Origin of the sequence: Aeromonas sp. ZOR0002 (genome assembly GCF_963866995.1) — a bacterium.
Lineage (GTDB): Bacteria > Pseudomonadota > Gammaproteobacteria > Enterobacterales > Aeromonadaceae > Aeromonas > Aeromonas caviae.
Map to the genome: position 1 here is coordinate 4,756 of NZ_CAWMFQ010000019.1, position 25,865 is coordinate 30,620.

Consider the following 25,865-nt stretch of genomic DNA (forward strand, 5'->3'; position numbering starts at 1 on the left):
CCTCACCGGCACGGCCCAGGCCACCCTCCTCTCGGAGGCCGTGGTCAGCCTGCTCGGCCTGGGGTACTTCTTCACCCGCCACGCCCGGTTGCGGCTGACCTGGCGCCAGCTGGTGCCCCGCTTCCCGGCCATGCCCGGCCTGCTCTTTACCGGGCTGCCGAGCCTCATCGCCCAGTTCAATCTGGGGCTGCTGTTGCTGCTGCACAACAGCCAGCTGATGGTGCACGGCACGGTCAAGGATCTGGCGGGCTTCACCGTGGCGGGGTACACGGAGGCGGTCTTCATCGTCATCCTGCAGGGACTGGCGTTTGGCATCCAGCCCCTGGTGAGCCAGGCAGCCGGGGCCGGGCGCCATCGCGACCTCCAGTTCCTGATGGCGATGGGGCTCAAGATCACCCTGGTCTATGGCCTGGGGGTCTGGCTGATTGTCCAGCTGCTGCCGCAGCCGGTCGCCATGCTCTACACCGGTGATCAGGACGCAGAGCTGCTCGCCGCCGCCATCAGCAGTCTGACCCTCAACCTCGCTGCCCTGCCCCTGGAGGGGATCGTCATGTTCGGCATCGTGCTGTTGCAGGCCATGGCCCGCACCCGCCAGGCCCTCGTCATCTCCGTGGCCAAGACGGTGCTGCTGCTGCCCCTCATCTTCCTGCTGCCCCTCTGGTGGGGGCGCGACGGGGTCTTGATGGCACAGCCCGCCACCGTGCTGCTGCTGACGCCCCCCCTGTGCTGGCTGCTGTGGCGGGAGTGGCGGGCCCTGAGCCCTGCCGGAGGGCGTGCTTCCGTCCGTATGCAACGGGCGCTGACCGCCCCCTGAGACCCGCCCCCGGCGTCCCCCACAAACGTCGCCCATAAAAAAAGTCCCCGCATGCGGGGACTTTTTATTGGAAGCGGCAGATCAGCAGTAGCCGTAACCCAGCAGACGCTGGTAGCGCTGCTCCAGCAGCTGCTCGCTGTCGAGGGGGCGCAGGGCATCCAGATCCTGCTTGATGCGCGCTTTCAGGTGCTTGGCCATCTTCTCCACGTCGCGGTGGGCACCGCCGAGGGGCTCCTCGACGATGTTGTCGATGAGCTTCAGCTCCTTCAGGCGCTGGGCGGTAATGCCCATGGCATCCGCCGCCACCGAGGCCTTCTCGGCGCTCTTCCAGAGGATGGAGGCGCACCCTTCCGGGGAGATGACGGAGTAGGTGGAGTACTGCAGCATGTTGACCCGATCGCCTACACCGATAGCGAGAGCGCCGCCGGAGCCGCCTTCACCGATCACGGTGCAGACCACCGGCACGGTCAGGCCGGCCATGACTTTCAGGTTGCGGGCGATGGCTTCGGACTGGCCACGCTCCTCGGCACCGACACCGGGGTAGGCACCCGGGGTGTCGATGAAGGTGATGATCGGCATCTTGAAGCGCTCGGCCATCTCCATCAGGCGCAGGGCCTTGCGGTACCCTTCCGGACGCGGCATCCCGAAGTTGCGCTTGATCTTCTCCTTGGTCTCGCGCCCCTTCTGGTGACCGATGACCATCACTGGCTCGCCGTCGAGACGGGCGATGCCGCCGACGATGGCCTTGTCATCGGCATAGGCGCGATCCCCAGCCAGCTCGTCGAAATCGGTGAAGATCTGCTCGATGTAGTCGAGGGTGTAGGGGCGCTGGGGATGACGTGCCATCTGGGATACCTGCCAGGCACCCAGATCGCCGAAGATCTTCTTGGTCAGCTCTTCGTTTTTCTTCTCCAGCCGGCGAATGTCTTCGCTGAGATCCACGGCACTGTTGTGCTCGCTCACATGGCGCAGTTCATCGATCTGTGCCTGCAACTCGGCGATCGGCTGTTCAAAATCCAGAAAAAGACTCATAGGGACAATAGATCCTCTAATCAAAAACCAATTCAACCCGCTCTCGTCCAAGCAGGACTCGCAAGTCATCTATCAGTTGATCGGTGGGCGTCACCCGCCACTCGGTACCGAGCGTCAATCGCACCCGGGAACCGGGGCGACGATAGTTTACCTGAACCGGACAGACTCCGGCACGGGCGGGCTCCAAAATCTCGCACAAACGCGGGAAAAAGCGCTCGTCAATGCGTTGTTCATCGAGGGAGATGCGGATTGCCCTGGCAAAACGCTCCCTCGCATCGTTGATATCCAGCAACTCGCGGGCCGACATTTTAAGGCCACCGGAGAAGTCATCAAAGCTGACCTGTCCAGAAACCACTAAAATACGGTCTTTTTGCATCAATTCTTCGTATTTTTCCAGCGCTTCACTGAAAAGGGTCACATCCAGACGGCCGGATCTGTCGTCCAGGGTGAAGATCCCCATCTTGTTGCCGCGCTTGGTCACCATGCTGCGCGCCGCGATCACCAACCCCGCCGCCGTGGTCACCGTATCCCGGGAGGTGGGATGCAGATCGCACAGTCGGCCCGAGGTGTAGCGCCGCAGCTCGCTGCTGTACTGGTTGATGGGGTGACCGGTGAGGTAGAGCCCGAGGGTCTCGCGTTCCCCTTCCAGCCACACCTTGTCGGGCCAGTGCGGCACGTTGGCGAACGCCTTCTTGACGTCGTCGATCTCTTCGGTGAGCACACCGAACATGTCGACCTGCCCCACCGCCTGGGCCTTGGCGTGCTGCTCGGCGGCGCGCATCGCCTCCTCCAGGGTCGCCATCAGGGCGGCGCGGTGGGGGCCGAGCCTGTCCATGGCGCCGGAGAGGATGAGCTTCTCCATCACCCGCTTGTTGAGCTTCTTGATGTCGACCCGGTTGCAGAAGTCGAACAGGTCGCGGAACGGACCGTCCCGATCCCGCGCCTCCAGGATCGCCTCGATGGGCCCTTCCCCTACTCCCTTCACCGCGCCGATGCCGTAGACGATATGGCCGTCCTCGTTGACGCTGAAGCGGTAGCGACCGGTGTTGACGTCCGGCGGTATCACGGTCAGCCCCATGCGCTGACACTCGTCCACCAGGGTCACTATCTTGTCGGTGTTGTCCATGTCCGCGGTCATCACCGCCGCCATGAACTCCGCCGGGAAATGGGTCTTGAGCCAGAGGGTCTGGTAGGAGACCAGCGCATAGGCAGCGGAGTGGGACTTGTTGAAGCCGTAGCCCGCAAACTTCTCCACCAGATCGAAGATCTTCATCGCCAGTTCGCCGTCGACGCCGTTCTTGACCGCCCCCTCCTCGAAGCCCGCCCGCTGCTTGGCCATCTCTTCGGGTTTTTTCTTGCCCATGGCCCGACGCAGCATGTCCGCGCCACCCAGGGTATACCCCGCCAGGGTCTGGGCGATCTGCATCACCTGCTCCTGGTAGAGGATGATGCCGTAGGTGGGCTCGAGTATGGGTTTGAGGCTCTCGTGCTGCCACTTCTCGTCCGGGTAGGAGATGGCCTCCTTGCCGTGCTTGCGCTCGATGAAGTTGTCCACCATGCCCGACTGGAGCGGGCCCGGACGGAACAGGGCCACCAGCGCGATCATATCTTCGAAGCAGTCGGGCTGCAGCCGCTTGATGAGGTCCTTCATGCCGCGGGATTCGAGCTGGAACACCGCAGTGGTCTCGAAACGCTGCAAGAGGGCGAACGACTTCTTGTCGTCGATGGGGATGGCGGCGATGTCCACCGGCGGCTTGCCCTCTTTGGCAAGACGGGGGTTTATCATGCCAAGGGCCCAGTCGATGATGGTGAGGGTGCGCAGCCCCAGGAAGTCGAACTTCACCAGGCCCGCATACTCCACGTCGTTCTTGTCGAACTGGGTGACCGGGTGATGCCCCTCGTCGTCGCAATAGAGCGGCGCGAAGTCGGTGATCTTGGTGGGCGCGATCACCACGCCACCGGCGTGCTTGCCGGCGTTGCGCACCACCCCTTCCAGGCGGCGCGCCATGTCGATGAGGTCCTTGACCTCCTCGTCCTGCTCGTAGAGCTCCGGCAACTTGGGCTCGGCTTCGAACGCCTTGGCCAGGGTCATGCCGGGGTCGGGCGGGATCAGCTTGGAGATGCGATCGACAAAGCCGTAGGCGTGGCCCAGCACCCGGCCGACGTCCCGCACTACCGCCTTGGCCGCCATGCTGCCGAAGGTGATGATCTGGGATACCGCCTCCCGACCGTACATCTCGGAGACGTGATCGATCACCTCGTCGCGCCTGTCCATGCAGAAGTCGACGTCGAAGTCGGGCATGGAGACCCGCTCGGGGTTCAGGAAACGTTCGAACAGCAGGTCAAATTCCAGCGGATCGAGATCGGTGATCTTGAGGGCGTAGGCCACCAGCGACCCCGCCCCCGAGCCCCGGCCCGGACCGACGGGAATGCCGTTGTCCTTGGACCACTGGATAAACTCCATCACGATGAGGAAGTAACCCGGGAAGCCCATCTGGTTGATCACTTTGAGCTCGATGTCGAGGCGCTCGTCATACTCGGGACGGCGCTCGGCCCGCACCGCCGGATCCGGGAACAGGAAGGCCAGCCGCTCCTCCAGCCCTTCCTTCGACTTCATGACCAGGAAGTCTTCGGTGGTCATGTCGCCGGTGGGGAAGTTGGGCAGGAAATACTCGCCAAGGCGCACCGTCACGTTGCAGCGCTTGGCGATCTCCACCGTGTTTTCCAGGGCTTCCGGGATGTCGGCAAACAGCTCCGCCATCTCCTCCTGACTGCGCAGGTACTGCTGGGGGCTGTAGCGGCGCGGTCGGCGCTTGTCCATCAGGGTGTAGCCGTCGTGGATGGCGACCCGGATCTCATGGGCATCGAAGTCATCGGCGGTGAGGAACACCACCTCGTTGGTGGCCACCACCGGCAGTGCGAACTCGGTGGCAATGGCCACCGCCATGTGCAGGTAGACCTCCTCGTCAGGGCGGCCGGTACGCAGCAGCTCCAGGTAGTAGGCATCCGGGAAGTGGGTCTGGTAGAAGGCGAGGCAATGCTCCACCATCTGGCGGTTGCCCTTGAGCAGGAACTTGCCCACATCCCCCTCGCGCCCGCCGGAGAGGACGATCACCCCCTTGGCATGTTCGCCAAGCCAGGCCTTGTCGATGACGGGGCGCCCCTGCACATGACCGCGCTGATAGCCACGGGAGATGAGCAGGGTGATGTTCTGGTAGCCGTCGTTGTCCATGGCGAGCAGGGTGAGGCGAAACTGCTCGTCCCCAAGCTCGTCGCTCTGCACCCAGAAATCCGCCCCGACCAGGGGCTTGATCCCCTTGCCGTGGGCAGAGCCGTAGAAGCGCACCAGGCCACACATGTTCATCTGGTCCGTCAGGGCCAGGGCCGGCATGTTGTTGGCGGCGGCAGCGGAGACGATGGGACCGATCTTCTGCAGGCCGTCGACCATGGAGAAGTCGGAGTGCACCCTCAGGTGGATGAAACGGGGATCAGCCATGGTCACGCCCTCTCATTGCGCAAGCAGAAATCGTTCAGACAGATCGGCATCGGTTATTCGATCCCCAGGGCGCGGCGCACCGGCTTGAAGCTTTGACGGTATTCGGGCAGCGGACCCCGTTCGGCCAGAATGGCGAGGTGCTCCGCCGTCGGGTAGCCCTTGTGGCGGGCGAAACCGTACTCGGGATGGCGGCTGTCCAGCTCGGTCATCTCGGCGTCCCGGGTCACCTTGGCGAGGATGGAGGCGGCGCTGATGGCGGCCACCAGGCTGTCACCCTTGACCACGGCGCGGGCCTCCATCGGCAATCTGGGGCAGCGGTTGCCGTCGATGAAGACCAGCTCGGGCGTCACCTTGAGCCCCGCCACGGCGCGCTGCATCGCCAGCATGGTGGCGTGCAGGATGTTGAGCTCGTCGATTTCCGCCGGGCTGGCGCGGCCGATGGCATAGGCCAGCGCCTTCTCTTTGATCTCGCCAAACAGGGCGAGCCGCTTCTTCTCGGAGAGCTTCTTGGAATCGGCGAGGCCGTCGATGGGATTGGCAGGATCCAGAATCACCGCGGCGGTGACCACGTCACCCACCATGGGGCCGCGACCCACCTCGTCCACCCCGGCAATCAGCTTGTCTTCGGGAATATCGATCGTCATCTCATAGCCTTGAATCAAAACCGGCCCCGCAGGGCCAGTATCAGCACAACATCACGCCTGACACACAGGCAGAGCCCACTAGCGTTCCAGCAGCGCGGCAACCGCTTCCGCTGCCTGCACATCCGCATTGCAGCGGATCTTCTCGTGCAACCGGGTGAAGGTGGCGATGAGCTCGCTGTTGTCATGGTCCAGCAGCTTGCTCACCTCTTCCACCAGGTTGGCCGGGGTGCACTCGTGCTGGATGAGCTCGGGCACCAGCATCTTGTCCGCCAGCAGGTTCGGCAGGGAGACATAATCCGTCTTCACCAGCCACTGGGCCAGCAAGTAGCTGAAGGGTTTGAGCTTGTAACCCACCACCATGGGCTTTTTCACCAGCATGGCCTCGAGGGCCGCGGTGCCGGAGGCGAGCATCACCACGTCGGCGGCAATCATGGCCTCGCGGCCCTGGCCGTCCAGCAGCACCATGTCGAGCTCCGGGGCCACCTCGGCCTTGATGGCGAGGAACTGCTCGCGCCGTTTCTGGTTGACCAGAGGCACGATGAAACCGAGATCCGGGTTGTGCACCGTCAGGTGCTTGCACGCCTCGAGGAAGACCGGCGCCATGAAGCCCACTTCCGCCGTGCGACTCCCCGGCAGCACCGCCAGCCAGCGACGGGCGGGATCGATGCCGAGGGCCTCGCGCACCGCCCCTTGATCCGGGACCAGGGGAATGTCGTCCGCCATGGTGTGGCCGACGAAGCGACAGGGGGCATCGAAACGGTCGTAGAAGGCTTTCTCGAATGGCAGGAAGGCGAGCACCATGTCGGTGGCGGCCTTGATCTTGTGAATGCGGCCCTGACGCCAGGCCCAGACGGAGGGGCTGACATAGTGGACCGTCTTGATACCGGCGCGGCGCAGTTTCAGCTCCACCCCGATATTGAAATCCGGTGCATCCACACCGACGAAGATGTCGGGGGGATTGGCGATGAAGTGGCGCAGCAGTTCGCGGCGTACCTGGAGGATGCGGGGCAGACGGCCCAGCACCTCGGTGATGCCCATGACGGAGAGCTCCTCCATCTCGAACAGCGCCTTCACGCCGAGAGCCTGCATCCGCGGCCCGGCGATCCCTTCGAACTGCGCATCCGGGTAGCGGGCTTGCAGTTCGCGCACCAGCCCTGCGGCCAGGATGTCGCCGGAGGTCTCTCCGGCGACGATGCCGATGCGAATGGGATCAGGCACGGATGATCCCGCGCTCGTTGTCCTTGAGGAAATCCACATAGAGCTGGATGGCCGGTTCGCTCTGGGCCATCTCGCTCAGCACGGGCAACACCTCTTCAATGGTCTTGCCGGAGCGGAAGATCTCCTTGTAGGCGCGCTTGACGGCGGAGATAGCCTCGGCGCTGAAGCCACGACGACGCAGGCCTTCGGAGTTGACCCCGAACGGCTTGGCGTAGTTGCCGGCGGCCATCACGTAGGGCGGCACGTCCTTGTTCAGGGCGGCGCAGCCACCGACGAAGGCGTGAGAGCCGACGCGGCCGAACTGGTGAATGGCAGACAGACCGCCGAAGATCACGAAGTCACCGATGTGCACATGGCCCGCCAGGGTGGCGTTGTTGGCGAAGATGCAGTTGTCACCGATGATGCAGTCGTGGGCCACGTGAACGTTGACCATGAACAGGTTGCCGCTACCCACCTTGGTCAGGCTCTGGTCCTGGGTGGTACCGCGGTGCACGGTGCAGTTCTCGCGAAACACGTTGTTGTCGCCGATCTCGAGGAAGGTGCGCTCGCCGGCGTACTTCTTGTCCTGGCAATCCTCACCGATGGAGGTGTGCTGGAAGATCTTGTTGCCGCGACCGATCTTGGTCGGGCCCTTGATCACCACGTGGGAGCTCACCCAGGTGTTGTCACCGATTTCCACCTCGGCGCCGATGACGGTGAAGGGGCCGATTTCAACCCCTTTGCCGATGACGGCAGACTCATGGACGATGGCGGTGTCGTGGATGATGGCAGTCTGATCGATCACGGTTATACCTCGCGCTTGGCGCACATCAGTTCGGCAGTACAGACCACTTCACCGTCAACGGTGGCGACACCGGTGAACTTGGCGATGCCGCGACGCTCCTTCAGGAACTCCACATCCAGCACCAGCTGATCGCCGGGGCCCACCGGGCGCTTGAAGCGGGCATTGTCGATGGAGGCAAAGTAGTAGAGCTCGTTGGGTGACGGCTTGCCCACCATGGTGAAGGCCAGGATACCGGTGGCCTGGGCCATGGCTTCCAGGATCAGCACGCCGGGGAAGACCGGCTTGGCCGGGAAGTGGCCCTGGAAGATCGGCTCGTTGAACGAGACGTTCTTGATGGCGCGCAGGGTCTTGCGCTCATCGCTGATCTCGTAGTTTTCCACCTTGTCCACCATCAGGAACGGATAACGGTGGGGCAGCAGATCCATGATTTCCTGGATGCCCAGGCTCTTCTTTTCAGTAGTCAAAACAGTACCCTATACCAATCGTGATTATTCTTGATCCAGCTTTTTCTCAAGCTTGCTCAACCGCTTGTGCATCTCTTCGATACGCATCACCCGGGCGGCGGTCTTGCGCCACTCTTTATTGGTTTGCAGGGGGATGCCGGAAGAGTAGATACCGGGCTCGGTGATGGGACGCATCACCATGGCCATGCCGGTGACGGTGGCCTGGTCGCAGATCTCCATGTGCCCGTTAAAGACGGAGGCACCACCAATGATACAGTATTTGCCGACCTTGAGACTACCGGCCATCACGGTGGAGCCCGCCACGGCAGTGCCGTAGCCGATCTCGACGTTGTGGGCGATCTGGCACTGGTTGTCGATGATGACGTTGTCAGCGATGCGGGTATCTTCCAGCGCACCGCGGTCGATGGTGGTGCAGGCACCGATCTCGACCCGGTTGCCGATGGTCACGCCGCCGAGCTGGGGGATCTTGATCCACTCGCCGCGCTCGTTGGCATAACCGAAACCGTCTGCCCCGATCACGGTGCCGGCCTGTACCAGACAGTCCGTGCCCAGGGTCACGTTGTGATAGAGGGTGACGTTGGCCCACAACCGGGAGCGCGCTCCCAGTCGGGTATCCTTGCCAACGAAACAGCCCGGGCCGATGCGCACATCGTCACCCAGCACGACGCCGGATTCGATCACCGCATTGGCACCGATGGCCACTCTCTCGCCCAGTTGCACGTCCGCCGCGATGACGGCGCTCGGATGGATATCCATGGCCGGCTGCGGGGTGGTGTCCAGCAGTTGGGCAACCCGTGCAAAGCCCACGTAGGGGTCCTTGAGCACCAGGGCGTTGGTGGGGCAAAACGGCAGGTCTGCCTCGGTAATGAGCACGGCAGTGGCCTTGCTCTGCTCCAGAAAATGCCGGTACTTCTTGTTGGACAGGAAGGCTATCTCCCCCTCCCCGGCTTTTTCCAGTGTCGCGACCTTGCGAATTTCCCGGGTCCCATCCCCATGGACCTCGGCCCCCAGTTGCTGGGCCAGCAGTGCGAGAGTGAATGCCATCAATTAGTTGCTCTTGCTAACCTGAGAAATAACCTGGCCGGAGATGTCCAGCTTGCTGGCTGCATACGGGGCGGCGTTGCGCTCCAGCACCAGATCGTAGCCATTGCTCTTGGCGATGGCGTCGATGGCAGCCTGCACCTTGGTCAGGATCTTGTTGCGCTCTTCGGACTGACGGCGACCGTTGTCCTGTTCAAACGCCTGACGCTTCTGGTTGAATTCCATCTGCAGCTTGGCCAGCTTCTCCTGGCTCTGCTTCTTCTGCTCGGCGCTCATGAAGGCTTCGTCCTTCTTGAACTTCTCGACCAGTGCCTGACCGTCGGACTCCAGCTTCTGCAGTTCACGCATGCGCGGCTCGAACTCGCCCTTCAGCTTCTTGGCAACGGCTTCACGCTGGGGCAGCTTTTGGAAGACTTCGCCCATGTCGACCACGGCAATCTTGGTCTCAGCGAAGGCAGAACCCATGCCGGCAGCCATCAGTGCAAAGCTCAAACCAGCTACTTTCAACGCTTTATTCACACTTACTCCTTGGTCCCTCGGTCGAGGGCTACCTGATTTACCTGATTGTGCAAGCGATCCACAAGATCGTCTTGTTACCTGGTGAGGCACGCAAACGCGCGACCCATCATGCTTCCCCCCGCCATGGCGGGGGGGCGTCCGCTCCCCTTAGAAGGTACGGCCGATGTTGAAGGAGAATACTTCGGTGTCGTCCCCTTCGTATTTCTTGATTGGTCTTGCCAGCACGAACACCAGCGGGCCCATGGGAGAGAGCCACTGCAGCGACAGACCGGTCGACATCCGGATGTTGCTCGGGTCGGAGTAGTCCATCAGATAGTTGCAACCACTGAAGCAACGGTTCTGATACTGGCTGTAGTCGAAGTGGGTATCCCACACAGAACCGGCGTCGATGAAGAAGCTGGTCCGCAGCTGGGGCTGATAGGTCTCGGAGGCAAAGGGCGTCGGCACGATCATTTCCAGCGAGGCCACCGCCAGGGCGTTGCCCCCGACCGAGCTGTCGGTGCCCTGGATGACGTCGTTGCCGCCCAGGTTGTAGTAGTAGAGCGCCTTCGGACCCACGGTGTTGCTCTTGAAGCCACGCAGGGTGTCGAAGCCACCGGCGTAGTAGTTTTCGAAGAACGGCAGGACGTGCTCGTAATCGCCATTGCTGCCGTAGCCATCGCCGTAAGAGGCACGGGCCTTGGCCAGCATGACCCACTTGTGATCGGCATCAAACGGGAAGTAGTGGGCATCTTCGGCGTTGAGCTTGAAGTACTGCAGATCCATGCCGGGCACCGTCACCTTGGCGTTCACCCGCTGGCGGTCACCGGAGGTCGGGAACTGACCCTTGTTGAGGGTGGAGCGGGTCCAGCCGGCGGTGACGTCCACGGTGTTGAACACCATGCGGTTGTCGCCATCCAGATTGCCGTTGTAGACCTTCCAGAACTCGTCCACCTGTACATAGGGGTTGGGCTGGGACAGTTTGTTGTTCTCGTAGCCCAGGCTGAAGTCGAGACGGTTGTTCTCGTTGACCGGGAAGCCGCTGGAGAGACGGAAGCCGACGGTGGTGTTCTCGTAGTCCACGATGTTGGCGTCGGCCGCACTGAACTTGTTGTAGTAGAGACGGCCGCCCAGGCTCACCCCGTCCACGGTGAAGTAGGGGTCGTTATAGCTCAGGTCGACGCTCTTGGAGTAGTCGTTGGTGCTGGCGTTGATGCCGATCTTCTTGCCGGTCCCCATGAAGTTGTCCTGCTGCAGACCCGCCTGCAGGCTCAGACCCGACTCGGTGCCGTAGCCGATACCGGCGTTGATGGACCCCGCCGGCTGCTCCTTGACCTTGAAGTCCAGATCGACCTGGTCATCGCTGCCCGGCACCCGCTTGGTGTCCACTTCCGCGGTCTCGAAGAAGCCGAGGCGGTTGAGACGGGTCTTGGACTGCTCGACGTTGTCGGAGGAGAGCCAGGTGCCCTCCATCTGGCGCATCTCGCGACGCAGCACTTCGTCCTTGGTGGTGACGTTGCCGCTGAAGTTGATGTTGCGCACATAGACCCGGGGACCCGGCTCCACGTTGACGATGAGCTCCACTTCCTTGGTCTGGTCGTTGATCTGGGGGAAGGTGACCACTTTCGGATAGGCGTAGCCGTAACGGCCGAGGAACTTGGAGAGCACCTCTTCGGTATGGGTTACCTGGCTGGCGGAGTAGACGCTGCCCGCCTCGATGGGGATGAGGCCCTTCATTTCGCCGCCGCGATCGATGAGGTCGCCCTTGAGCTGGATGCCGGAAACCTTGTACTGCTCCCCTTCCTTGACGTTGAGGGTGACGTAAACGCCCTTCTTGTCCGGGGTCATGGAGACCTGGGTGGACTCCTGGGTGAAGCGGATGTAGCCGCGGTCCATGTAGTAGGAGCGCAGCACTTCGATGTCACCGGCCAGCTTCTGCTTCTGGTAGCGCTGATCGCCGGTGAAGTTCCACCAGGGCACGTCGTCCTTGAGGGAGAGCTGGGCCAGCAGTTTCTCTTCCGGGAAGACGTTGTTGCCGACGATGTTGATCTGCTGGATCTTGGCCGCTTCCCCTTCCACGAAGGTGAACTTGAGGTCAACCCGGTTGCGCGGCAGCGGGGTGACGATGGCCTTGACCTTGGCGGAGTACTTGCCCACACCGTAGTAGAAATCTTCCAGCCCTTTCTCGAGGGAGCTCAGCACGGTGCGATCCAGCGGATCACCCACGCGGATGCCGGAGGATTCCAGGCTCTGGGTCAGTTGCTCTTCCTTGATATCCTTGTTGCCGGAGAACTCGATGCTGGAGATGGTCGGGCGCTCCTTGACCACCACTTGCAGCACCTGACCGTCGCGATAGACCTTGACGTCCTCGAAGTTGCCGGAGGCATAGAGCTTCTTGATGGCGTTCGCCAGGGACACGGAGTCGACGGAATCACCGACCCGCACCGGCAGATTCAACAGGGCGGCACCCAGGGTCACCCGCTGCAGGCCCTCGACCTGAATGTCTTGCACCACAAAAGAGGCCGGGGCAGCCTGAGCCAGGAAGCTGGCCCCCAGCAGGCAACTCAACACCAATGCTTTTTTAACAGCCATTTTGTTCTTATGTGTCCTTGTTGATGCTCTGGCCTCAGAGGCGAGCGAAATCATTAAACAGCGCAATGCCCATCAGTAACATCAGAATGGCGGCGCCTATCCTGAACCCAACTTCCTGAATTTTTTCCGATACCGGCTTGCCGGTGATCGCCTCGATGAGGAAATAGACCAGATGGCCACCATCGAGCACCGGCAGGGGGAACAGGTTGATGATCCCCAGGTTGACGCTGATGAGCGCCAGGAATCCGAGGAAATAGACCAACCCGTAATCGGCGCTGCTGCCGGCCCCCTTGGCGATGGAGATGGGGCCGCTCAGGTTGTCCAAAGAGACGATGCCACCGATCAGCTTGCCTATCATGTCGAAGGTCAGGGTGATCAGGCTCCAGGTCTTCTGGACCCCATGCCACAGGGCTTGCAAAGGCCCATACTGTAACAGAGTTCGATACTCATCCGGTAATGGAACCAGTTGCGGCGACAAGCCCACAAAACCGACCAGCTGGCCCTTCACTTTCTTCCCGTCCGGGGTCAGGGTCAGGGTCATCTCGCTGCCCCCGCGCTCCACCGTCACCTGCAGCGGCTGCGCCGGTGACTGCTGGACACGCTCGACAAACTGGGCCCATTCGGTGATGGCTTCTCCATCGACCCCCTTGATGCGATCCCCTATCTGAAGGCCGGCCTTCTCGCTGGCGCTCGACGGCACCACGGCCTCCACCACGGGCAGCACCTTGCCACCGAGGGGCACTATCCCGAGGCTCCCGATGGGTGACTCCTTGTCGGGGTCAAACTTCCAGCCTGCCAGCTGCAGGGTCTTGCCCACTGCATAGCTGGTGTTGGCCGCCTTGAGCTTGAGCTGGACCGAGTCATCGCCAAGGTGGCTGATGAGGGCGTAGGTGACGCTCTCCCAGTCACCGGTCTCCTCGCCGCCGACGCCGACGATCTCCATGCCTGGCAGGATGCCGGCCTCTGCCACGATGGAGGCGGGACGCACCTCGCCCACCACGGGTTTGACGCTCGGCACCCCTATCATGAACATCAGCCAGAAGGCGAACAGGGCGAACACGAAGTTCGCCATGGGGCCGGCCGCGACGATGGCCATCCGGGCCCAGACGCTCTTGTGGTTGAAGGCCTGCGCCTCTTCCCCCGGCTTGAGTTCATCGACCCGGCCATCCAGCATCTTGACGTAGCCGCCAAGGGGGATCAGGGCCAGCACGTATTCGGTGCCATCCTTGCCAAGGCGACGCCAGATGGCCTTGCCAAAGCCGATGGAGAAGCGCTCCACCTTGACGCCGCAACGACGAGCCACCCAGAAGTGGCCAAATTCATGCACCGCCACCAGCAGCCCGAGGGCCACGATGAAGGCGCCGATATTCCACAGAAGCCCGCCCATCAGCCGCGTACCTCGCGGTCATGTCCAGTCCTGCGCTCGAGAGCATGGAGAGGGGCTGGCTGCCACCACAGTCCGTTCATACGGCAAGCTCCTTTATCAGTTGCTGGGCACGGGCTCGGGCCGTACCGTCCAGGGCGATGAGATCCGCCAGAGAGCCGGCGGCACTGCTGCCCAGCTCGGCCATGACGGATTCGTTGACTCTGGCAATATCCATAAATCCGATCCGCTCTGCAAGAAAAGCCGCGACGGCCTCCTCGTTGGCGGCATTGAGGGAGGTGGTCGCCCCCTGCCCCTGCTGGCACGCCCTCATGGCCAGCGCCAGACAGGGATAGCGCTCATAGTCGGGCCGGATAAAGCTGAACTCTCCGACACTGAAGAAATCCAAAGGTTCCACACCGGACTCGATCCGTTCCGGATAGGCCAGAGCGTGGGCAATGGGGGTGCACATGTCCGGGTTGCCGAGCTGGGCCAGTACGGAGCCATCCTTGTACTGCACCATGGAGTGAATGACGGACTGGGGGTGGATCACCACCTGGATCTGCTCGGGGGCCGCATTGAACAGCCAGCGCGCTTCGATGTACTCCAGCCCCTTGTTCATCATGGTGGCGGAGTCCACCGAGATCTTGGCCCCCATGGACCAGTTGGGATGGGCAATGGCTTGCGCCGGGGTGACATGGTGCAGTTCACCCACATCGGCATAGCGGAAAGGTCCGCCGGAGCCGGTCAGCAGGATCTTGCTGATCCCCGCCCCGGCCAGATCGCAGAAACCGGGCTGGCGCTGCACGTCGACCGGCAGGCACTGGAAGATGGCGTTGTGTTCGCTGTCGATGGGCAGCAGCTCGGCGCCGTGCTCGCGCACCGACTCCATGAAGAAGGCTCCGGACATCACCAGCGCTTCCTTGTTGGCCAGCAGAATGCGCTTGCCGGCGCGCACGGCAGCCATGGTGGGTGCCAGACCCGCCGCACCGACAATGGCCGCCATCACGCTGTGGGCATCGGGGTGAGCAGCCACGTCGCACAGGGCTGCCTGACCGGACAACACCCGGGTGGTGCTGCCGTGGGCCTTGAGCCGACCCGCCAGATCGCTGGCGGCGCCTTCGTCCACCATGACGGCGAACCGGGGGGAGAATTCGAGACTGTCGCGCAGCATGGCGTCCACGCTGCGGGCAGCGGTCAGCGCCAGCACCTGCCAGCGCCCGGGGTTGTGGCGCAGTACCTTGAGGGTGCTCTGACCGATGGAGCCTGACGCTCCCAGGATCACCAGGTTTTGCATCAAGACTCCTGATTGGGTAACAGACTGATGGAGCGGGACGCTCCCGGGATCATCAGTGCGCGAAACATCAAAACTCCGGACCGAGCAACAGGTAGCTGAGCAGGAAGACGGGCAGCGCCGCCGTCAGGCTGTCGATGCGATCGAGAATGCCGCCATGGCCCGGCAACAGGGTGCCGGAATCCTTGATGCCGGCTTCCCGCTTGAACATGCTCTCGGCCAGATCGCCGAGCACGGAGGCCAGCACCGCCAGCAGGGAACAGAGCAGCACGGTGCCCATCTTGGCAGGCACGAAGCCCATGAACCAGGTCACGCCGATGGCCAGTAGGCTGGCGGTAAACAGCCCACCCAGCATGCCTTCGATGGTTTTACCCGGGCTCACGGCCGGTGCCAGCTTGTGTTTGCCGAACGCCTTGCCGAAAAAATACGCGCCAGAATCTGCCGCCCAGACCAGTCCCATCACGAACAGCAGGATCCAGGCCCCCATCATGGGGTCGTGGTAGAAGTTGTAACCGCGAATGGCCACCAGGGACCAGAAGAAGGGAACCAGGGTCACCAGACCGAACAGGGATTTGAGCCAGATGGATTCACGCCACAGCCTGGCGCTTTGCGGGTAGCGCAGCACCAGCAGCAGCCCCAGCAGCCACCAGCTGACGGCGGTCCAGAGCACGCCCATCACCAGCGGATGCAGTTGGGGGATCCAGAGTTGCTCCACGGGCACCCAGAACAGGCTGGCCCCCAGCAACAGACAGAACACCAGCGGCAACCACTGTTGCGGCTGGGCAGTGACGAAGGCACTCCACTCACGGCTGGCCAGCAGAAAGACCAGGGCGGCGAGCAGGGCAAAGAATTTCAACGGCAGAAAAAACAGCGCCCCCAACACCAGGGGTACTAGCAGTAATGCGGTAATAATTCGTTGTTTTAGCAAAAGAAACCTCTCTCTTGGGAGCGGGGTTTAGCCGGTCTGTTGCGCGGCGATCAATTCCCGGATCTGTTCACCCGTACACCCGAAGCGACGCTCGCGAGCAACGAAGGAGGCAACTGCCCCACTGAACTCGGCCTCGTCAAAATCGGGCCACAGGACCGGGGTAAAATAGAGTTCGGCATAGGCGAGCTGCCAAAGGACAAAGTTGCTGATGCGATGATCCCCGCCGGTGCGGATCAACAGATCCACGGGGGGCAGATCAGCCATGCAGACATGACGACCCAATGCCGCCTCATCGACCGCCTCGGCATCCAGTTCACCCGCCGCCACGGCCCGTGCCAGGGTCCGGGCCGCCTGGGCGATGTCCCACTGACCGCCATAGTTGGCGGCGATATTGAGGGTCAATCCCTGATTGTTGGCGGTCAGGGCCTCGGCCTTGGCGATCTTGGCCTGCAGCCGCTCGCTGAAGCGGGCAGTGTCGCCAATCACCCGAAGGCGAATGCCGTTGCTGTGCAACTTGCTCACCTCGCGACCCAGCACCGTCATGAACAACTCCATCAGGGCGTTTACTTCCCCTTCCGGACGGCGCCAGTTCTCGCTGGAAAACGCAAACAGGGTCAGCGCCTCCATCTTGGCGCGGGCGGCAAAGGCCACGGCCTCACGCACGGATTTCACGCCCGCCTTGTGCCCGGAAACCCGCATCTTGCCGCGGTTCTGGGCCCAGCGACCATTGCCATCCATGATGATGGCGACGTGACGGGGCAAGGACGAGCTGGCGCTATCGCCTAGCGCTGCCAAAAGCGACATTCATTTCTCCCACAAAGACAAAAGCGCCGTGCAGGGGCACTACACGGCGCTCGTAATATACCTGTCGGAGGCTTAGATTTCCATTAGCTCCTTTTCCTTCACAACCAGGGCGTCATCCACCAGCTTGATGAAGGTATCGGTCAGCTTCTGGATCTCTTCCTGGGCGCGACGGTCGTCGTCTTCGGAGATCTCTTTCTCTTTCAGCAGGGCTTTCAGGTCGGCGTTGGCATCGCGACGGATGTTGCGAATGGCAACCCGGGCACCTTCGGCTTCGGCACGGACGATCTTGGTCAGATCACGGCGACGCTCTTCGGTCAGCGGCGGCAGCGGCACGCGCAGAGTCTGGCCGTTGCTGGACGGGTTCAGGCCCAGATCGGAGGTCAGGATGGCTTTTTCCACCGCCTGGATCATGGAGCGATCGAAGATGGAGATGGAGAGAGTACGGGCATCTTCTGCCACCACGTTGGCCAACTGCTTCAGAGGAGTGGCAGCACCGTAATACTCCACCTGGATGCCGTCGAGCAGGCTCGGGTGAGCACGGCCGGTACGGATCTTGGACATCTGGGTCTTCAGCGACTCTACGCTTTTGCCCATGCGGTCCTTGGCGTCGTTTTTAATCTCGTTGATCACAGTGGTTTTCCTTTTGGCGAACGAGCCGACAGGCGGCTCGTATCTATCTTGTTGACTGGCGTAATGGACAAGCGAGCCTGGGGCTCACACTTGCCTTACTTGCTGGCCTGGTGGATCAGGGTACCTTCCGGCTCACCCATGATCACGCGGCGCAGCGCGCCCGGTTTGTTCATGTTGAACACCCGGATCGGCAGATCGTGGTCGCGGGCCAGGGTAAAAGCAGCAAGATCCATCACTTTGAGTTCTTTTTCAAGAACTTCATCATAACTCAGTTCCTGATAGAGCACGGCATCCGGGTTCTTGACCGGATCATCGGTGAACACGCCATCGACCTTGGTGGCTTTCAGCACGACGTCGGCTTCGATCTCGATACCGCGCAGGCAGGCTGCCGAGTCGGTGGTAAAGAAGGGGTTGCCGGTACCGGCAGAGAAGATCACCACCTTGCCGGCGCGCAGCTGGCTGATGGCTTCGGCCCAGCTGTAGGAGTCGCAGACCCCTTGCAGGGAGATGGCCGACATCAGGCGGGCATTCACATAAGCACGATGCAGGGCATCACGCATGGCCAGGCCGTTCATGACGGTCGCCAGCATGCCCATGTGGTCACCCACCACGCGATTCATGCCTGCCTTGGCAAGGCCGGCACCACGGAACAGGTTGCCGCCACCGATGACCAGACCGACCTGAACCCCCAGCTCAACCAGCTCTTTGATCTCTTGGGCCATCCGTTCCAGCACCGCCGGATCAATGCCGAAACCCTCGGATCCTTGCAGGGCTTCACCACTCAACTTCAGAAGAACACGTCTGTATGCAGGCTTGGGATTGGTACTCATGTCACTGATTCCTGGTCATATAAAGACCGCGACATAAGTCGCGGTCTGGGGAAACGGAAAAACCGGTTCGATTAGGCCTTCTGAGCGGCCGCGATCTGGGCTGCTACTTCAGCAGCGAAGTCGGTCTCTTGCTTCTCGATGCCTTCGCCCACTTCGAAACGGGTGAAGGAAACAACGTCAGCGCCTTCTTTCTTCAGCAGCTCGGCAACGGTCATGGAAGGATCTTTCACGAACGGTTGACCAGTCAGGGAAACCTCACCGGTGAACTTCTTCATGCGGCCTTCAACCATCTTCTCGGCGATCTCTTTCGGCTTGCCGGAGTTGATGGCGATGTCGATCTGGATTTCGCGCTCTTTGGCAACGACTTCGGCAGACACGTCTTCCGGTTTGACGAATTGCGGGCTGTTGGCAGCAACGTGCATGGCCAGATCTTTGGCCAGCTCGTCGGTACCGCCAACCAGCTTGGTGATAACACCGATGCGGGAGCCGTGAACGTAGGTGCCCAGGTTGTCACCTTCAACCAGCATCACGCGACGCAGGTTCATGTTCTCACCGATCTTGGCGATCAGGTTGGTGATGGTCAGCTCGACGGACTCGCCGTTGCCGAAGTCGGCGGCTTTCAGCGCGTCAACGTCAGCGATTTTCTGGGTAGCAGCGATCTCGACGATCTTCTGACCCATGGCCAGGAAACCGGCATCCTTGGAAACGAAGTCAGTCTCGCAGTTCAGCTCGATCATGACGGCAACGTTGCCTTCGGTACGGGCGAAGATCACACCTTCAGCGGCGATACGGCCAGCTTTCTTGGCGGCCTTGGCCTGACCGGATTTACGCATGTTCTCGATAGCCAGCTCGATATCACCGTTGGCTTCTTCCAGCGCTTTTTTGCAATCCATCATGCCAGCGGCGGTGCGCTCGCGCAGTTCTTTTACCAGGGCGGCAGAAATGTTTGCCATGTCCAGTATCCTCGGTCTTGAATTGACAAGAAACAGGGGCCACAAGGGCCCCTGCTAACCAATTACATCAGCTTGGTTAATAAGGGCTTTTCAGTCCTTATCAATTACTCAGCTTCAACGAAGCCATCTTGTTCGGCTTGAACAACGATGTCCTGCTCGCGGGCTTCCAGAACGGTGTCAGCAGCAGCGTTCAGGTACAGCTGTACGGCACGGATAGCGTCGTCGTTACCCGGGATGACATAGTCAACGCCGTCCGGGTTGGAGTTGGTATCAACGATGGAAACTACCGGGATACCCAGGTTGTTGGCTTCTTTGATAGCGATGTGCTCGTGGTCGGCATCGACAACGAACAGAACGTCAGGCAGGCCGCCCATGTTCTTGATACCACCCAGGCTCTTCTCCAGCTTTTCCATTTCGCGAGTACGCATCAGCGCCTCTTTCTTGGTCAGCTTGTCGAAGGTACCGTCTTCGCTCTGGGTTTCCAGATCTTTCAGGCGCTTGATGGACTGACGAACGGTTTTCCAGTTGGTCAGCATGCCGCCCAGCCAGCGGTGGTTAACATAGAACTGGTCGCAACGCTCAGCGGCTTCTTTGACGGCTTCAGACGCGGCACGCTTGGTACCTACGAACAGTACCTTGCCTTTCTTGGCAGCTACGGAGCTGATGAAGTTCATGGCATCGTCAAACATCGGAACGGTTTTTTCCAGGTTGATGATGTGAACTTTGCTGCGGGCGCCGAAGATGTAGGACTTCATTTTCGGGTTCCAGTAACGAGTCTGGTGACCGAAGTGAACGCCGGCTTGCAGCATGTCGCGCATAGAAACTTTAGCCATTTTATACCTCTGTATTGGGGTTAGGCCTCCACACATCCCATATAACCGACCCGTTAAGGCACCCCGGCATATGTGTCGATGTGTGTGTGTTGTTGAGTAAGGGTGATGGCATGAGGACACGAGTTCCCCATTCCGGCGCGCTTTATACCATAACTTTGGTCATGACACCACCAGCCCGGGTGCTAAAAATGGATCCCGGACCATGGTGCGACCGCCTGATGACGTTGCGATGACGATCACACTGGAAGTAAACGGGGGTTGGGGATAAAATTTCGCCCTGATTGCAAACGCATCTATTTTTCATTACCTGGTTGTTGGGCATCGGCAGGATGCGCAATCAGGCCCCAAGAGAGATCCCATGTCCATTAAAATCAAGACACCGGAAGAGATTGAAAAAATGCGTGTCGCCGGCCAGCTGGCCGCCGACGTGCTGGTCATGATCGCCCCCCACGTCAAGGCGGGCGTCACCACAGACGAACTGAATACCCTCTGCCACGACTACATCGTCGACGTGCAGCAGGCCATCCCCGCGCCGCTCAATTACCACGGCTTCCCCAAGTCCATCTGTACTTCGGTGAACGATGTCATCTGCCATGGCATCCCGAACCACAAGAAACTGCGGGAAGGGGACATCATCAATCTGGATATCACCGTCATCAAGGATGGTTATCACGGCGATACCTCCGCCATGTTCATCGTGGGCCAGACCACCCCCCTGCGTCGCCAGCTCTGCAAGGTGGCCCAGGATAGCCTCTATGCCGCCATCAAGCGGGTGCGCCCGGGCATGTGCATCACCGAGATCGGCGCCGTCATCCAGCCCATCGTCGAGCAGGCAGGCTTCTCCGTGGTACGCGACTACTGCGGCCATGGCATCGGTGCCGAGTTCCACGAAGAGCCGCAGATCCTCCACTACCGCAACGGCGGCAAGCTGGAGCTGAAAGCGGGCATGTGCTTCACCATCGAGCCCATGGTCAACAGCAAGAAGTACCACTGCAAGGTCAATCCGAAGGATGGCTGGACCGTCACCACCAAGGACGGCGGCGACTCCGCCCAGTGGGAGCACACCCTGCTGGTGACCGAGGATGGCTGCGAGGTCCTGACCCTGCGCCCCGACGACACTATCGAGCGTTTTATCCGCCACGTTTGACATTCAACCCCGGCCGCGCGCCGGGGTTGCTCTTTACCCGGCCCGACCGAGAGTGTGACATGCCATGGATGCCAGCCTGCTTTCTCCCCATCTGCTCCCAGACGATCAGCTCACCCGTGACAACTGCAAGGAGTACCTGAGCCGCTTTCTCGCCTGGCTGCACGAGCGCTTCGACGCCGGTGACAACATCATCGAACTGGTCGCCACCCGCTCCGAATACATGGACGCGCTGCTGACCAGGCTCTGGCACAAGTTCGGCTTCGACAGGACCGAGCTCACCCTGATCGCGGTAGGCGGCTATGGCCGCGGCGAACTCCATCCCCACTCCGATATCGACCTGCTGATCCTCTACGAAGGAGATGAACTGGACGAGGTGCTGGGGCTTCGCATCGGCGAGTTCATCACCCTCTTGTGGGATCTCAAGCTGGAAGTGGGGCAGTCGGTGCGCAACGTGGCCGAGTGCATCGAGCAGGGTCGCAACGACATCACGGTTGCCACCAACCTCATCGAGGCCCGTTACATCACGGGTCGCCTGGCGGGATTCGAGCAGTTGCAGGCGGCCACCCAGCCCCAGCACTTCTGGCCGAGCGAAGCCTTCTTTCGTGCCAAACGCGAAGAGCAGGCCCTGCGCCACCAGCAGTTTCTCGGCACCGCCTACAAGCTGGAGCCGGATCTCAAGAACAATCCCGGGGGGCTTCGCGACATCCAGACCCTGGCCTGGGTCGCCCGCCGCCACTTCGGCGCCACCACCCTGTTCGAGATGACCAGCCACGGTTTTCTCAACCGGGCCGAGTACCGGGAATTGCTCGACTGCCAGAACTTCCTGTGGAAGGTGCGCTTCGCCCTGCACATGGCCATCAACAAGGGGGATAACCGTCTCTTGTTCGACCGCCAGCGCACCGTGGCCCAGATGCTGGGGTTCGAGGGGGAAGGCAACGGCCCGGTTGAGCAGATGATGAAGCGCTTCTACCAGACGGTTCGGCGGGTGGCCGAGCTCAACGAGATGCTGCTGCAACTCTTTGACGAGGCCATTCTCGGCAACACCGCCATGGACGTGCGCCGCATCAGCGACGAATTCCAGCTGCGCGGCCGCCTCATCGATGCGGTGGACTCCGAGCTGTTCGGCCGGGATCCTGCCGCCATCCTGCGACTCTTCTACCAGATAGCCCAGCACCCGGAGATTGCCGGCATCCACTCCGCCACCTTGCGCCAGTTGCGCGAGGCCAGACGCACCCTCAACTGCTGGCTGCAAGATCTACCCGAGTGCCGCCGTCTCTTCATGGCGCTCCTGCGCCACCCCAACGGCATCGGCCAGCCCCTTACTTTGATGCACAAGTACGGGATCCTCGCGGCCTACCTGCCCCAGTGGAACCTCATCGTCGGTCAGATGCAGTTCGACATGTTCCACGCCTACACGGTGGACGAGCATACCCACAGGCTGCTGCAGAACATCCATCGCTTCCCGAATCCGGCCAGCCGCCAGACTCACCCGCTCTGCCACGAGGTGTTCACCCAGTTGCGCAAGCCCGAGCTGCTCAGCATCGCCGCCCTCTTCCACGACATCGCCAAGGGCAGGCGTGGCGATCATTCCGAACTCGGGGCCGTGGATGCGCTGGAATTTTGCCAGTTGCACGGGCTGGATCGCTACGAGAGCCGACTGGTCGCCTGGCTGGTGCGCCACCATCTGCTGATGTCGGTCACCGCCCAGCGCCGCGACATCTACGACCCGGATGTGGTCACCGACTTCGCCCAGAAGGTGCGGGATGAATTGCACCTCGACCTGCTCTATTGCCTGACCGTGGCCGACATCTGTGCCACCAACGACAGTCTGTGGAACGACTGGAAGGGCACCCTGCTGCGCGAACTCTACTTCGCCACCCAGAAGGCCCTGCGCCAGGGGTTGGAAAACCCGCCGGACATGCGCCTCAAGATCCGTGAAAACCAGCGCCAGGCCAGGCAGATCCTGACCCAGCGCGAGGTGCCACAGGAGGCGGTCACCGCCCTCTGGAACGACTTCAAGGCCGATTACTTCCTGCGCCACAGCCCGGAGCAGATCGCCTGGCACTGCCGCAAGATCATCGCCCACGGTGACAACCCGGCCCCCCTGGTGCTCATCGGCAAGCATCCCATACGGGGCGGTAGCGAGGTGTTCATCTATTGTCGCGATACCCCCAACCTCTTTGCCACTGTGGCCTCGGCGCTGGATCAGAAGAACCTCAGCATCCACGACGCCCAGATCATGAACTCGCGCAACGACTACGTGCTCGACACCTTCATCGTGCTGGAGCCAAACGGCGAGCCAATCAGCCCCAATCGTACCGCCACCATCAAGAAGGCGCTGGAGAAAGCCCTTCAGGAGCCGGGCAAACTGGTACTGCGCAGCAAACCCCTGTCCAGACGCCACCGCCAGTTCAGCGTGCCGACCAGGGTGGTCTTCCTGCCCCACAAGGGGGAAAACCGCCACACCCTGCTGGAGCTGACGGCCCTGGATACCCCGGGCCTGCTGGCCCGTATCGGTGCCGTGTTCCAGCAGTGCGGCCTCTCCCTCCATGCCGCCAAGATCACCACCATCGGTGAGCGGGTGGAGGACTTCTTCAGCCTCACCACCCTGGCCGGAGAGCCGCTGAACCCGGAGGAGCAGCAAGCCCTCGAGGAGAGGCTGGTCAATCAGCTCAACCCCCAGGAACCCGTTGGCGAGAGCGCCTGACACGCTCGGATGAAGCCTCGAAAGAGGCTTTTGGACGAATTGATTCCTCAATCAGAACAAATGGTTGGACCACTCAAGTACAATAAATCGCCCTGATTCTGAAGAAATCGGCGAGAGCCCTTAAAAACGATTGGAAAAGTGTGATACAACAAACAGAATTTTATAAAGGAAACCTGTCATGACCCAGTTGCAACAGACCATCGAAGCGGCCTTCGAGCGCCGTGACTCCATCACCCCCGGCTCCGTCGATGCCGCCACCAAGGCCGCCATTCTGGAAGCCATCGACCTGCTGGACTCCGGCAAAGCCCGGGTTGCCGAGAAGATTGCCGGCGAGTGGGTCGTCCACCAGTGGCTGAAGAAGGCCGTGCTGCTCTCCTTCCGCATCAACGACAACGGCATCATCAAGGGCGACGATGCCCAGTACTACGACAAGGTTCCCCTGAAGTTCTCCAACTACACCGAAGAGCAGTTCAAGGCTGCCGGTGTACGCGTCGTGCCGCCCGCGACTGCGCGCAAAGGCTCCTTCATCGCCCCGAACACCGTGCTGATGCCCTCCTACGTCAACATCGGCGCCTTCGTCGATGAAGGCACCATGGTCGACACCTGGGCCACCGTGGGCTCCTGCGCCCAGATCGGCAAGAACGTGCACCTCTCCGGCGGCGTCGGCATCGGCGGCGTACTGGAGCCACTGCAGGCCAACCCGACCATCATCGAAGACAACTGCTTCATCGGTGCCCGTTCCGAGGTGGTTGAAGGGGTGATCGTCGAGGAGGGCTCCGTCATCTCCATGGGGGTCTTCATCGGCCAATCCACCCGCATCTATGACCGTGAAACCGGCGAGATCCACTACGGCCGCGTCCCGGCCGGCTCGGTGGTCGTCTCCGGCTCCCTGCCCTCCAAGTGTGGCAAGTACAGCCTGTACGCCGCCGTCATCGTCAAGAAGGTAGATGCCAAGACCCGCGCCAAGGTCGGCATCAACGCCCTGCTGCGCTCCATCGACGAGTAATCCACGCCGATGTCATCAAGGGCACCTCTGGTGCCCTTTTTCATGCTCGCTCTCATGGGTGGGCGCCAACTCCCCTGCCCCACCAGCACTGCACTCCCCCATGAGACGATACCGCTTATTGCTGTGCTGACAAGGCGTTCACCACTCCCCCCTTGGCTCGCTGATTAAAAAAGACCTTTTTGACACCAACTTGAATTTGGCGCGCCTGTCACAGGCAAGGCGTCCGGACTCGGGTAAGATAGAGGGGTCAGGATCGTTTCAAACCAAGGAAGCCCGATGTACGAGAATCTCAAGAGCCTGGGGATCCAGGAACCCACCTCGGTGGACAGCTACACCCTGCGCCAGGAAGCCAACCACGACATCCTCAAGATCTATTTCAAGAAGCAGAAGGGTGAATTCTTCGCCAAGAGCGTCAAATTCAAATACCCTCGCCAGCGCAAGACCATGCTGGTCGACTCGGGGACCCATGAGTACAAGGATGTCACCGAGATCAACGCCAACCTCAAATACGTGGTGGATGAGCTGGACAATCTGACCCAGGGCGGCCAGCCTTCCGCCGATCCGGACATCAAGCAGAAAATACTGCGCGACCTGCGTCATCTGGAAAAAGTGGTGCAGAACAAGATCAGCGAGATAGAACGGGATCTCGAAAAGCTTTAAGCCGGTCTGATGCAGCAAAGGCGCCCAGGGGCGCCTTTTTCATTGGCGCTCTCCCAATTATGTGTTGGAAGGCTAATCTGGAAGCAGGTCATCACCGCGAGGACCTTCATCATGGATACGCCAGCCT

Annotated in this window: 22 protein-coding genes; 5 read left to right on the forward strand and 17 right to left on the reverse strand. The window is 61.2% G+C overall.

The genetic code is table 11. The features are described from left to right. The coding region (locus tag AACR77_RS23070) for an MATE family efflux transporter (RefSeq protein WP_269429260.1) at positions 1 to 814 on the forward strand (814 nt) is incomplete at its 5' end. Positions 815 to 895: 81 nt separating this feature from the next. On the opposite strand, the gene accA is transcribed toward AACR77_RS23070, so the two are convergent. The 17 genes from accA to rpsB form a co-directional block, all read right to left on the reverse strand. After that, on the reverse strand, positions 896 to 1,846 hold the full coding sequence (accA, locus tag AACR77_RS01240; protein WP_041211295.1) for an acetyl-CoA carboxylase carboxyl transferase subunit alpha: 951 nt from the start codon (positions 1,844 to 1,846) through the stop codon (positions 896 to 898). A 16-nt stretch (positions 1,847 to 1,862) separates the two neighbouring features. Continuing rightward, positions 1,863 to 5,342: a DNA polymerase III subunit alpha gene (gene dnaE, locus AACR77_RS01245; RefSeq protein ID WP_042879309.1), complete on the reverse strand. Its 3,480-nt coding sequence runs from the start codon at positions 5,340 to 5,342 to the stop codon at positions 1,863 to 1,865. Between the two features lie 53 nt (positions 5,343 to 5,395). After that, positions 5,396 to 5,986 (reverse strand): ribonuclease HII, encoded by a 591-nt coding sequence (gene rnhB / locus AACR77_RS01250; RefSeq protein WP_042879301.1) that lies wholly within the window; start codon positions 5,984 to 5,986, stop codon positions 5,396 to 5,398. 78 nt (positions 5,987 to 6,064) lie between these two features. Then, entirely contained in the window at positions 6,065 to 7,204 is a 1,140-nt protein-coding gene (lpxB, locus tag AACR77_RS01255) for a lipid-A-disaccharide synthase (protein ID WP_039039432.1), read from the reverse strand. After that, positions 7,197 to 7,988, reverse strand: coding sequence for an acyl-ACP--UDP-N-acetylglucosamine O-acyltransferase (lpxA, locus tag AACR77_RS01260; protein WP_010673415.1), 792 nt, complete (start codon positions 7,986 to 7,988; stop codon positions 7,197 to 7,199). The genes lpxB and lpxA overlap by 8 nt, the downstream gene beginning before the upstream one ends. 2 nt (positions 7,989 to 7,990) lie before the next feature. Continuing rightward, positions 7,991 to 8,452, reverse strand: coding sequence for a 3-hydroxyacyl-ACP dehydratase FabZ (fabZ, locus tag AACR77_RS01265; RefSeq protein ID WP_010673414.1), 462 nt, complete (start codon positions 8,450 to 8,452; stop codon positions 7,991 to 7,993). Positions 8,453 to 8,476: 24 nt separating this feature from the next. Continuing rightward, the gene (lpxD, locus tag AACR77_RS01270) at positions 8,477 to 9,496 is read right to left on the reverse strand and encodes a UDP-3-O-(3-hydroxymyristoyl)glucosamine N-acyltransferase (protein ID WP_042879311.1); all 1,020 of its coding nucleotides are present in this window, start codon (positions 9,494 to 9,496) and stop codon (positions 8,477 to 8,479) included. Between the two features lie 3 nt (positions 9,497 to 9,499). After that, complete coding sequence (locus AACR77_RS01275; RefSeq protein ID WP_029313943.1) at positions 9,500 to 10,012, reverse strand: OmpH family outer membrane protein; 513 nt, start codon at positions 10,010 to 10,012, stop codon at positions 9,500 to 9,502. 147 nt (positions 10,013 to 10,159) lie between these two features. Continuing rightward, complete coding sequence (bamA, locus tag AACR77_RS01280) at positions 10,160 to 12,583, reverse strand: outer membrane protein assembly factor BamA (RefSeq protein WP_041211294.1); 2,424 nt, start codon at positions 12,581 to 12,583, stop codon at positions 10,160 to 10,162. Positions 12,584 to 12,617: 34 nt separating this feature from the next. After that, a complete protein-coding gene (gene rseP / locus AACR77_RS01285) occupies positions 12,618 to 13,970 on the reverse strand; it encodes a sigma E protease regulator RseP (protein WP_042879303.1) in 1,353 nt (450 codons plus the stop codon). 76 nt (positions 13,971 to 14,046) lie between these two features. Beyond that, positions 14,047 to 15,243: a 1-deoxy-D-xylulose-5-phosphate reductoisomerase gene (ispC, locus tag AACR77_RS01290; RefSeq protein ID WP_042879305.1), complete on the reverse strand. Its 1,197-nt coding sequence runs from the start codon at positions 15,241 to 15,243 to the stop codon at positions 14,047 to 14,049. 67 nt (positions 15,244 to 15,310) lie between these two features. Beyond that, the gene (locus tag AACR77_RS01295; protein ID WP_039039428.1) at positions 15,311 to 16,168 is read right to left on the reverse strand and encodes a phosphatidate cytidylyltransferase; all 858 of its coding nucleotides are present in this window, start codon (positions 16,166 to 16,168) and stop codon (positions 15,311 to 15,313) included. Positions 16,169 to 16,195: 27 nt separating this feature from the next. Continuing rightward, a complete protein-coding gene (uppS, locus tag AACR77_RS01300) occupies positions 16,196 to 16,972 on the reverse strand; it encodes a polyprenyl diphosphate synthase (protein ID WP_039039427.1) in 777 nt (258 codons plus the stop codon). 72 nt (positions 16,973 to 17,044) lie between these two features. Further along, positions 17,045 to 17,602 (reverse strand): ribosome recycling factor, encoded by a 558-nt coding sequence (gene frr / locus AACR77_RS01305; protein ID WP_010673406.1) that lies wholly within the window; start codon positions 17,600 to 17,602, stop codon positions 17,045 to 17,047. Between the two features lie 95 nt (positions 17,603 to 17,697). Next, positions 17,698 to 18,432 (reverse strand): UMP kinase, encoded by a 735-nt coding sequence (pyrH, locus tag AACR77_RS01310; RefSeq protein WP_010673405.1) that lies wholly within the window; start codon positions 18,430 to 18,432, stop codon positions 17,698 to 17,700. Between the two features lie 71 nt (positions 18,433 to 18,503). Then, the gene (gene tsf, locus AACR77_RS01315; protein WP_010673404.1) at positions 18,504 to 19,385 is read right to left on the reverse strand and encodes a translation elongation factor Ts; all 882 of its coding nucleotides are present in this window, start codon (positions 19,383 to 19,385) and stop codon (positions 18,504 to 18,506) included. A 104-nt stretch (positions 19,386 to 19,489) separates the two neighbouring features. Continuing rightward, a complete protein-coding gene (gene rpsB, locus AACR77_RS01320) occupies positions 19,490 to 20,218 on the reverse strand; it encodes a 30S ribosomal protein S2 (protein WP_010673403.1) in 729 nt (242 codons plus the stop codon). Between the two features lie 358 nt (positions 20,219 to 20,576). Between rpsB and map the strand changes: the two genes are divergently transcribed. The 4 genes from map (at position 20,577) to AACR77_RS01340 (ending at position 25,738) form a co-directional block, all read left to right on the forward strand. Further along, complete coding sequence (map, locus tag AACR77_RS01325; protein WP_010673402.1) at positions 20,577 to 21,365, forward strand: type I methionyl aminopeptidase; 789 nt, start codon at positions 20,577 to 20,579, stop codon at positions 21,363 to 21,365. 64 nt (positions 21,366 to 21,429) lie between these two features. Then, positions 21,430 to 24,072 (forward strand): bifunctional uridylyltransferase/uridylyl-removing protein GlnD, encoded by a 2,643-nt coding sequence (glnD, locus tag AACR77_RS01330; RefSeq protein ID WP_042015535.1) that lies wholly within the window; start codon positions 21,430 to 21,432, stop codon positions 24,070 to 24,072. A 178-nt stretch (positions 24,073 to 24,250) separates the two neighbouring features. After that, positions 24,251 to 25,078 carry a 2,3,4,5-tetrahydropyridine-2,6-dicarboxylate N-succinyltransferase gene (gene dapD / locus AACR77_RS01335; protein WP_010673400.1) on the forward strand — a complete coding sequence of 276 codons (828 nt, stop codon included), beginning with the start codon at positions 24,251 to 24,253 and terminating at the stop codon, positions 25,076 to 25,078. A gap of 276 nt (positions 25,079 to 25,354) precedes the next feature. Then, positions 25,355 to 25,738 carry a DUF3461 family protein gene (locus AACR77_RS01340; RefSeq protein WP_039039426.1) on the forward strand — a complete coding sequence of 128 codons (384 nt, stop codon included), beginning with the start codon at positions 25,355 to 25,357 and terminating at the stop codon, positions 25,736 to 25,738. Positions 25,739 to 25,865: the final 127 nt, after the last annotated feature.

Excerpts from the sequence above, each read along its gene's own strand:
- accA (WP_041211295.1), bottom strand. The coding sequence starts at position 1,846 with ATGAGTCTTTTTCTGGATTTTGAACAGCCGATCGCCGAGTTGCAGGCA.
- dnaE (WP_042879309.1), bottom strand. The coding sequence starts at position 5,342 with ATGGCTGATCCCCGTTTCATCCACCTGAGGGTGCACTCCGACTTCTCC.
- rnhB (WP_042879301.1), bottom strand. The coding sequence starts at position 5,986 with ATGACGATCGATATTCCCGAAGACAAGCTGATTGCCGGGGTGGACGAG.
- lpxD (WP_042879311.1), bottom strand. The coding sequence starts at position 9,496 with ATGGCATTCACTCTCGCACTGCTGGCCCAGCAACTGGGGGCCGAGGTC.
- bamA (WP_041211294.1), bottom strand. The coding sequence starts at position 12,583 with ATGGCTGTTAAAAAAGCATTGGTGTTGAGTTGCCTGCTGGGGGCCAGC.
- rseP (WP_042879303.1), bottom strand. The coding sequence starts at position 13,970 with ATGGGCGGGCTTCTGTGGAATATCGGCGCCTTCATCGTGGCCCTCGGG.
- ispC (WP_042879305.1), bottom strand. The coding sequence starts at position 15,243 with ATGCAAAACCTGGTGATCCTGGGAGCGTCAGGCTCCATCGGTCAGAGC.
- uppS (WP_039039427.1), bottom strand. The coding sequence starts at position 16,972 with ATGTCGCTTTTGGCAGCGCTAGGCGATAGCGCCAGCTCGTCCTTGCCC.
- pyrH (WP_010673405.1), bottom strand. The coding sequence starts at position 18,432 with ATGAGTACCAATCCCAAGCCTGCATACAGACGTGTTCTTCTGAAGTTG.
- tsf (WP_010673404.1), bottom strand. The coding sequence starts at position 19,385 with ATGGCAAACATTTCTGCCGCCCTGGTAAAAGAACTGCGCGAGCGCACC.
- rpsB (WP_010673403.1), bottom strand. The coding sequence starts at position 20,218 with ATGGCTAAAGTTTCTATGCGCGACATGCTGCAAGCCGGCGTTCACTTC.
- map (WP_010673402.1), top strand. The coding sequence starts at position 20,577 with ATGTCCATTAAAATCAAGACACCGGAAGAGATTGAAAAAATGCGTGTC.
- glnD (WP_042015535.1), top strand. The coding sequence starts at position 21,430 with ATGGATGCCAGCCTGCTTTCTCCCCATCTGCTCCCAGACGATCAGCTC.
- dapD (WP_010673400.1), top strand. The coding sequence starts at position 24,251 with ATGACCCAGTTGCAACAGACCATCGAAGCGGCCTTCGAGCGCCGTGAC.
- AACR77_RS01340 (WP_039039426.1), top strand. The coding sequence starts at position 25,355 with ATGTACGAGAATCTCAAGAGCCTGGGGATCCAGGAACCCACCTCGGTG.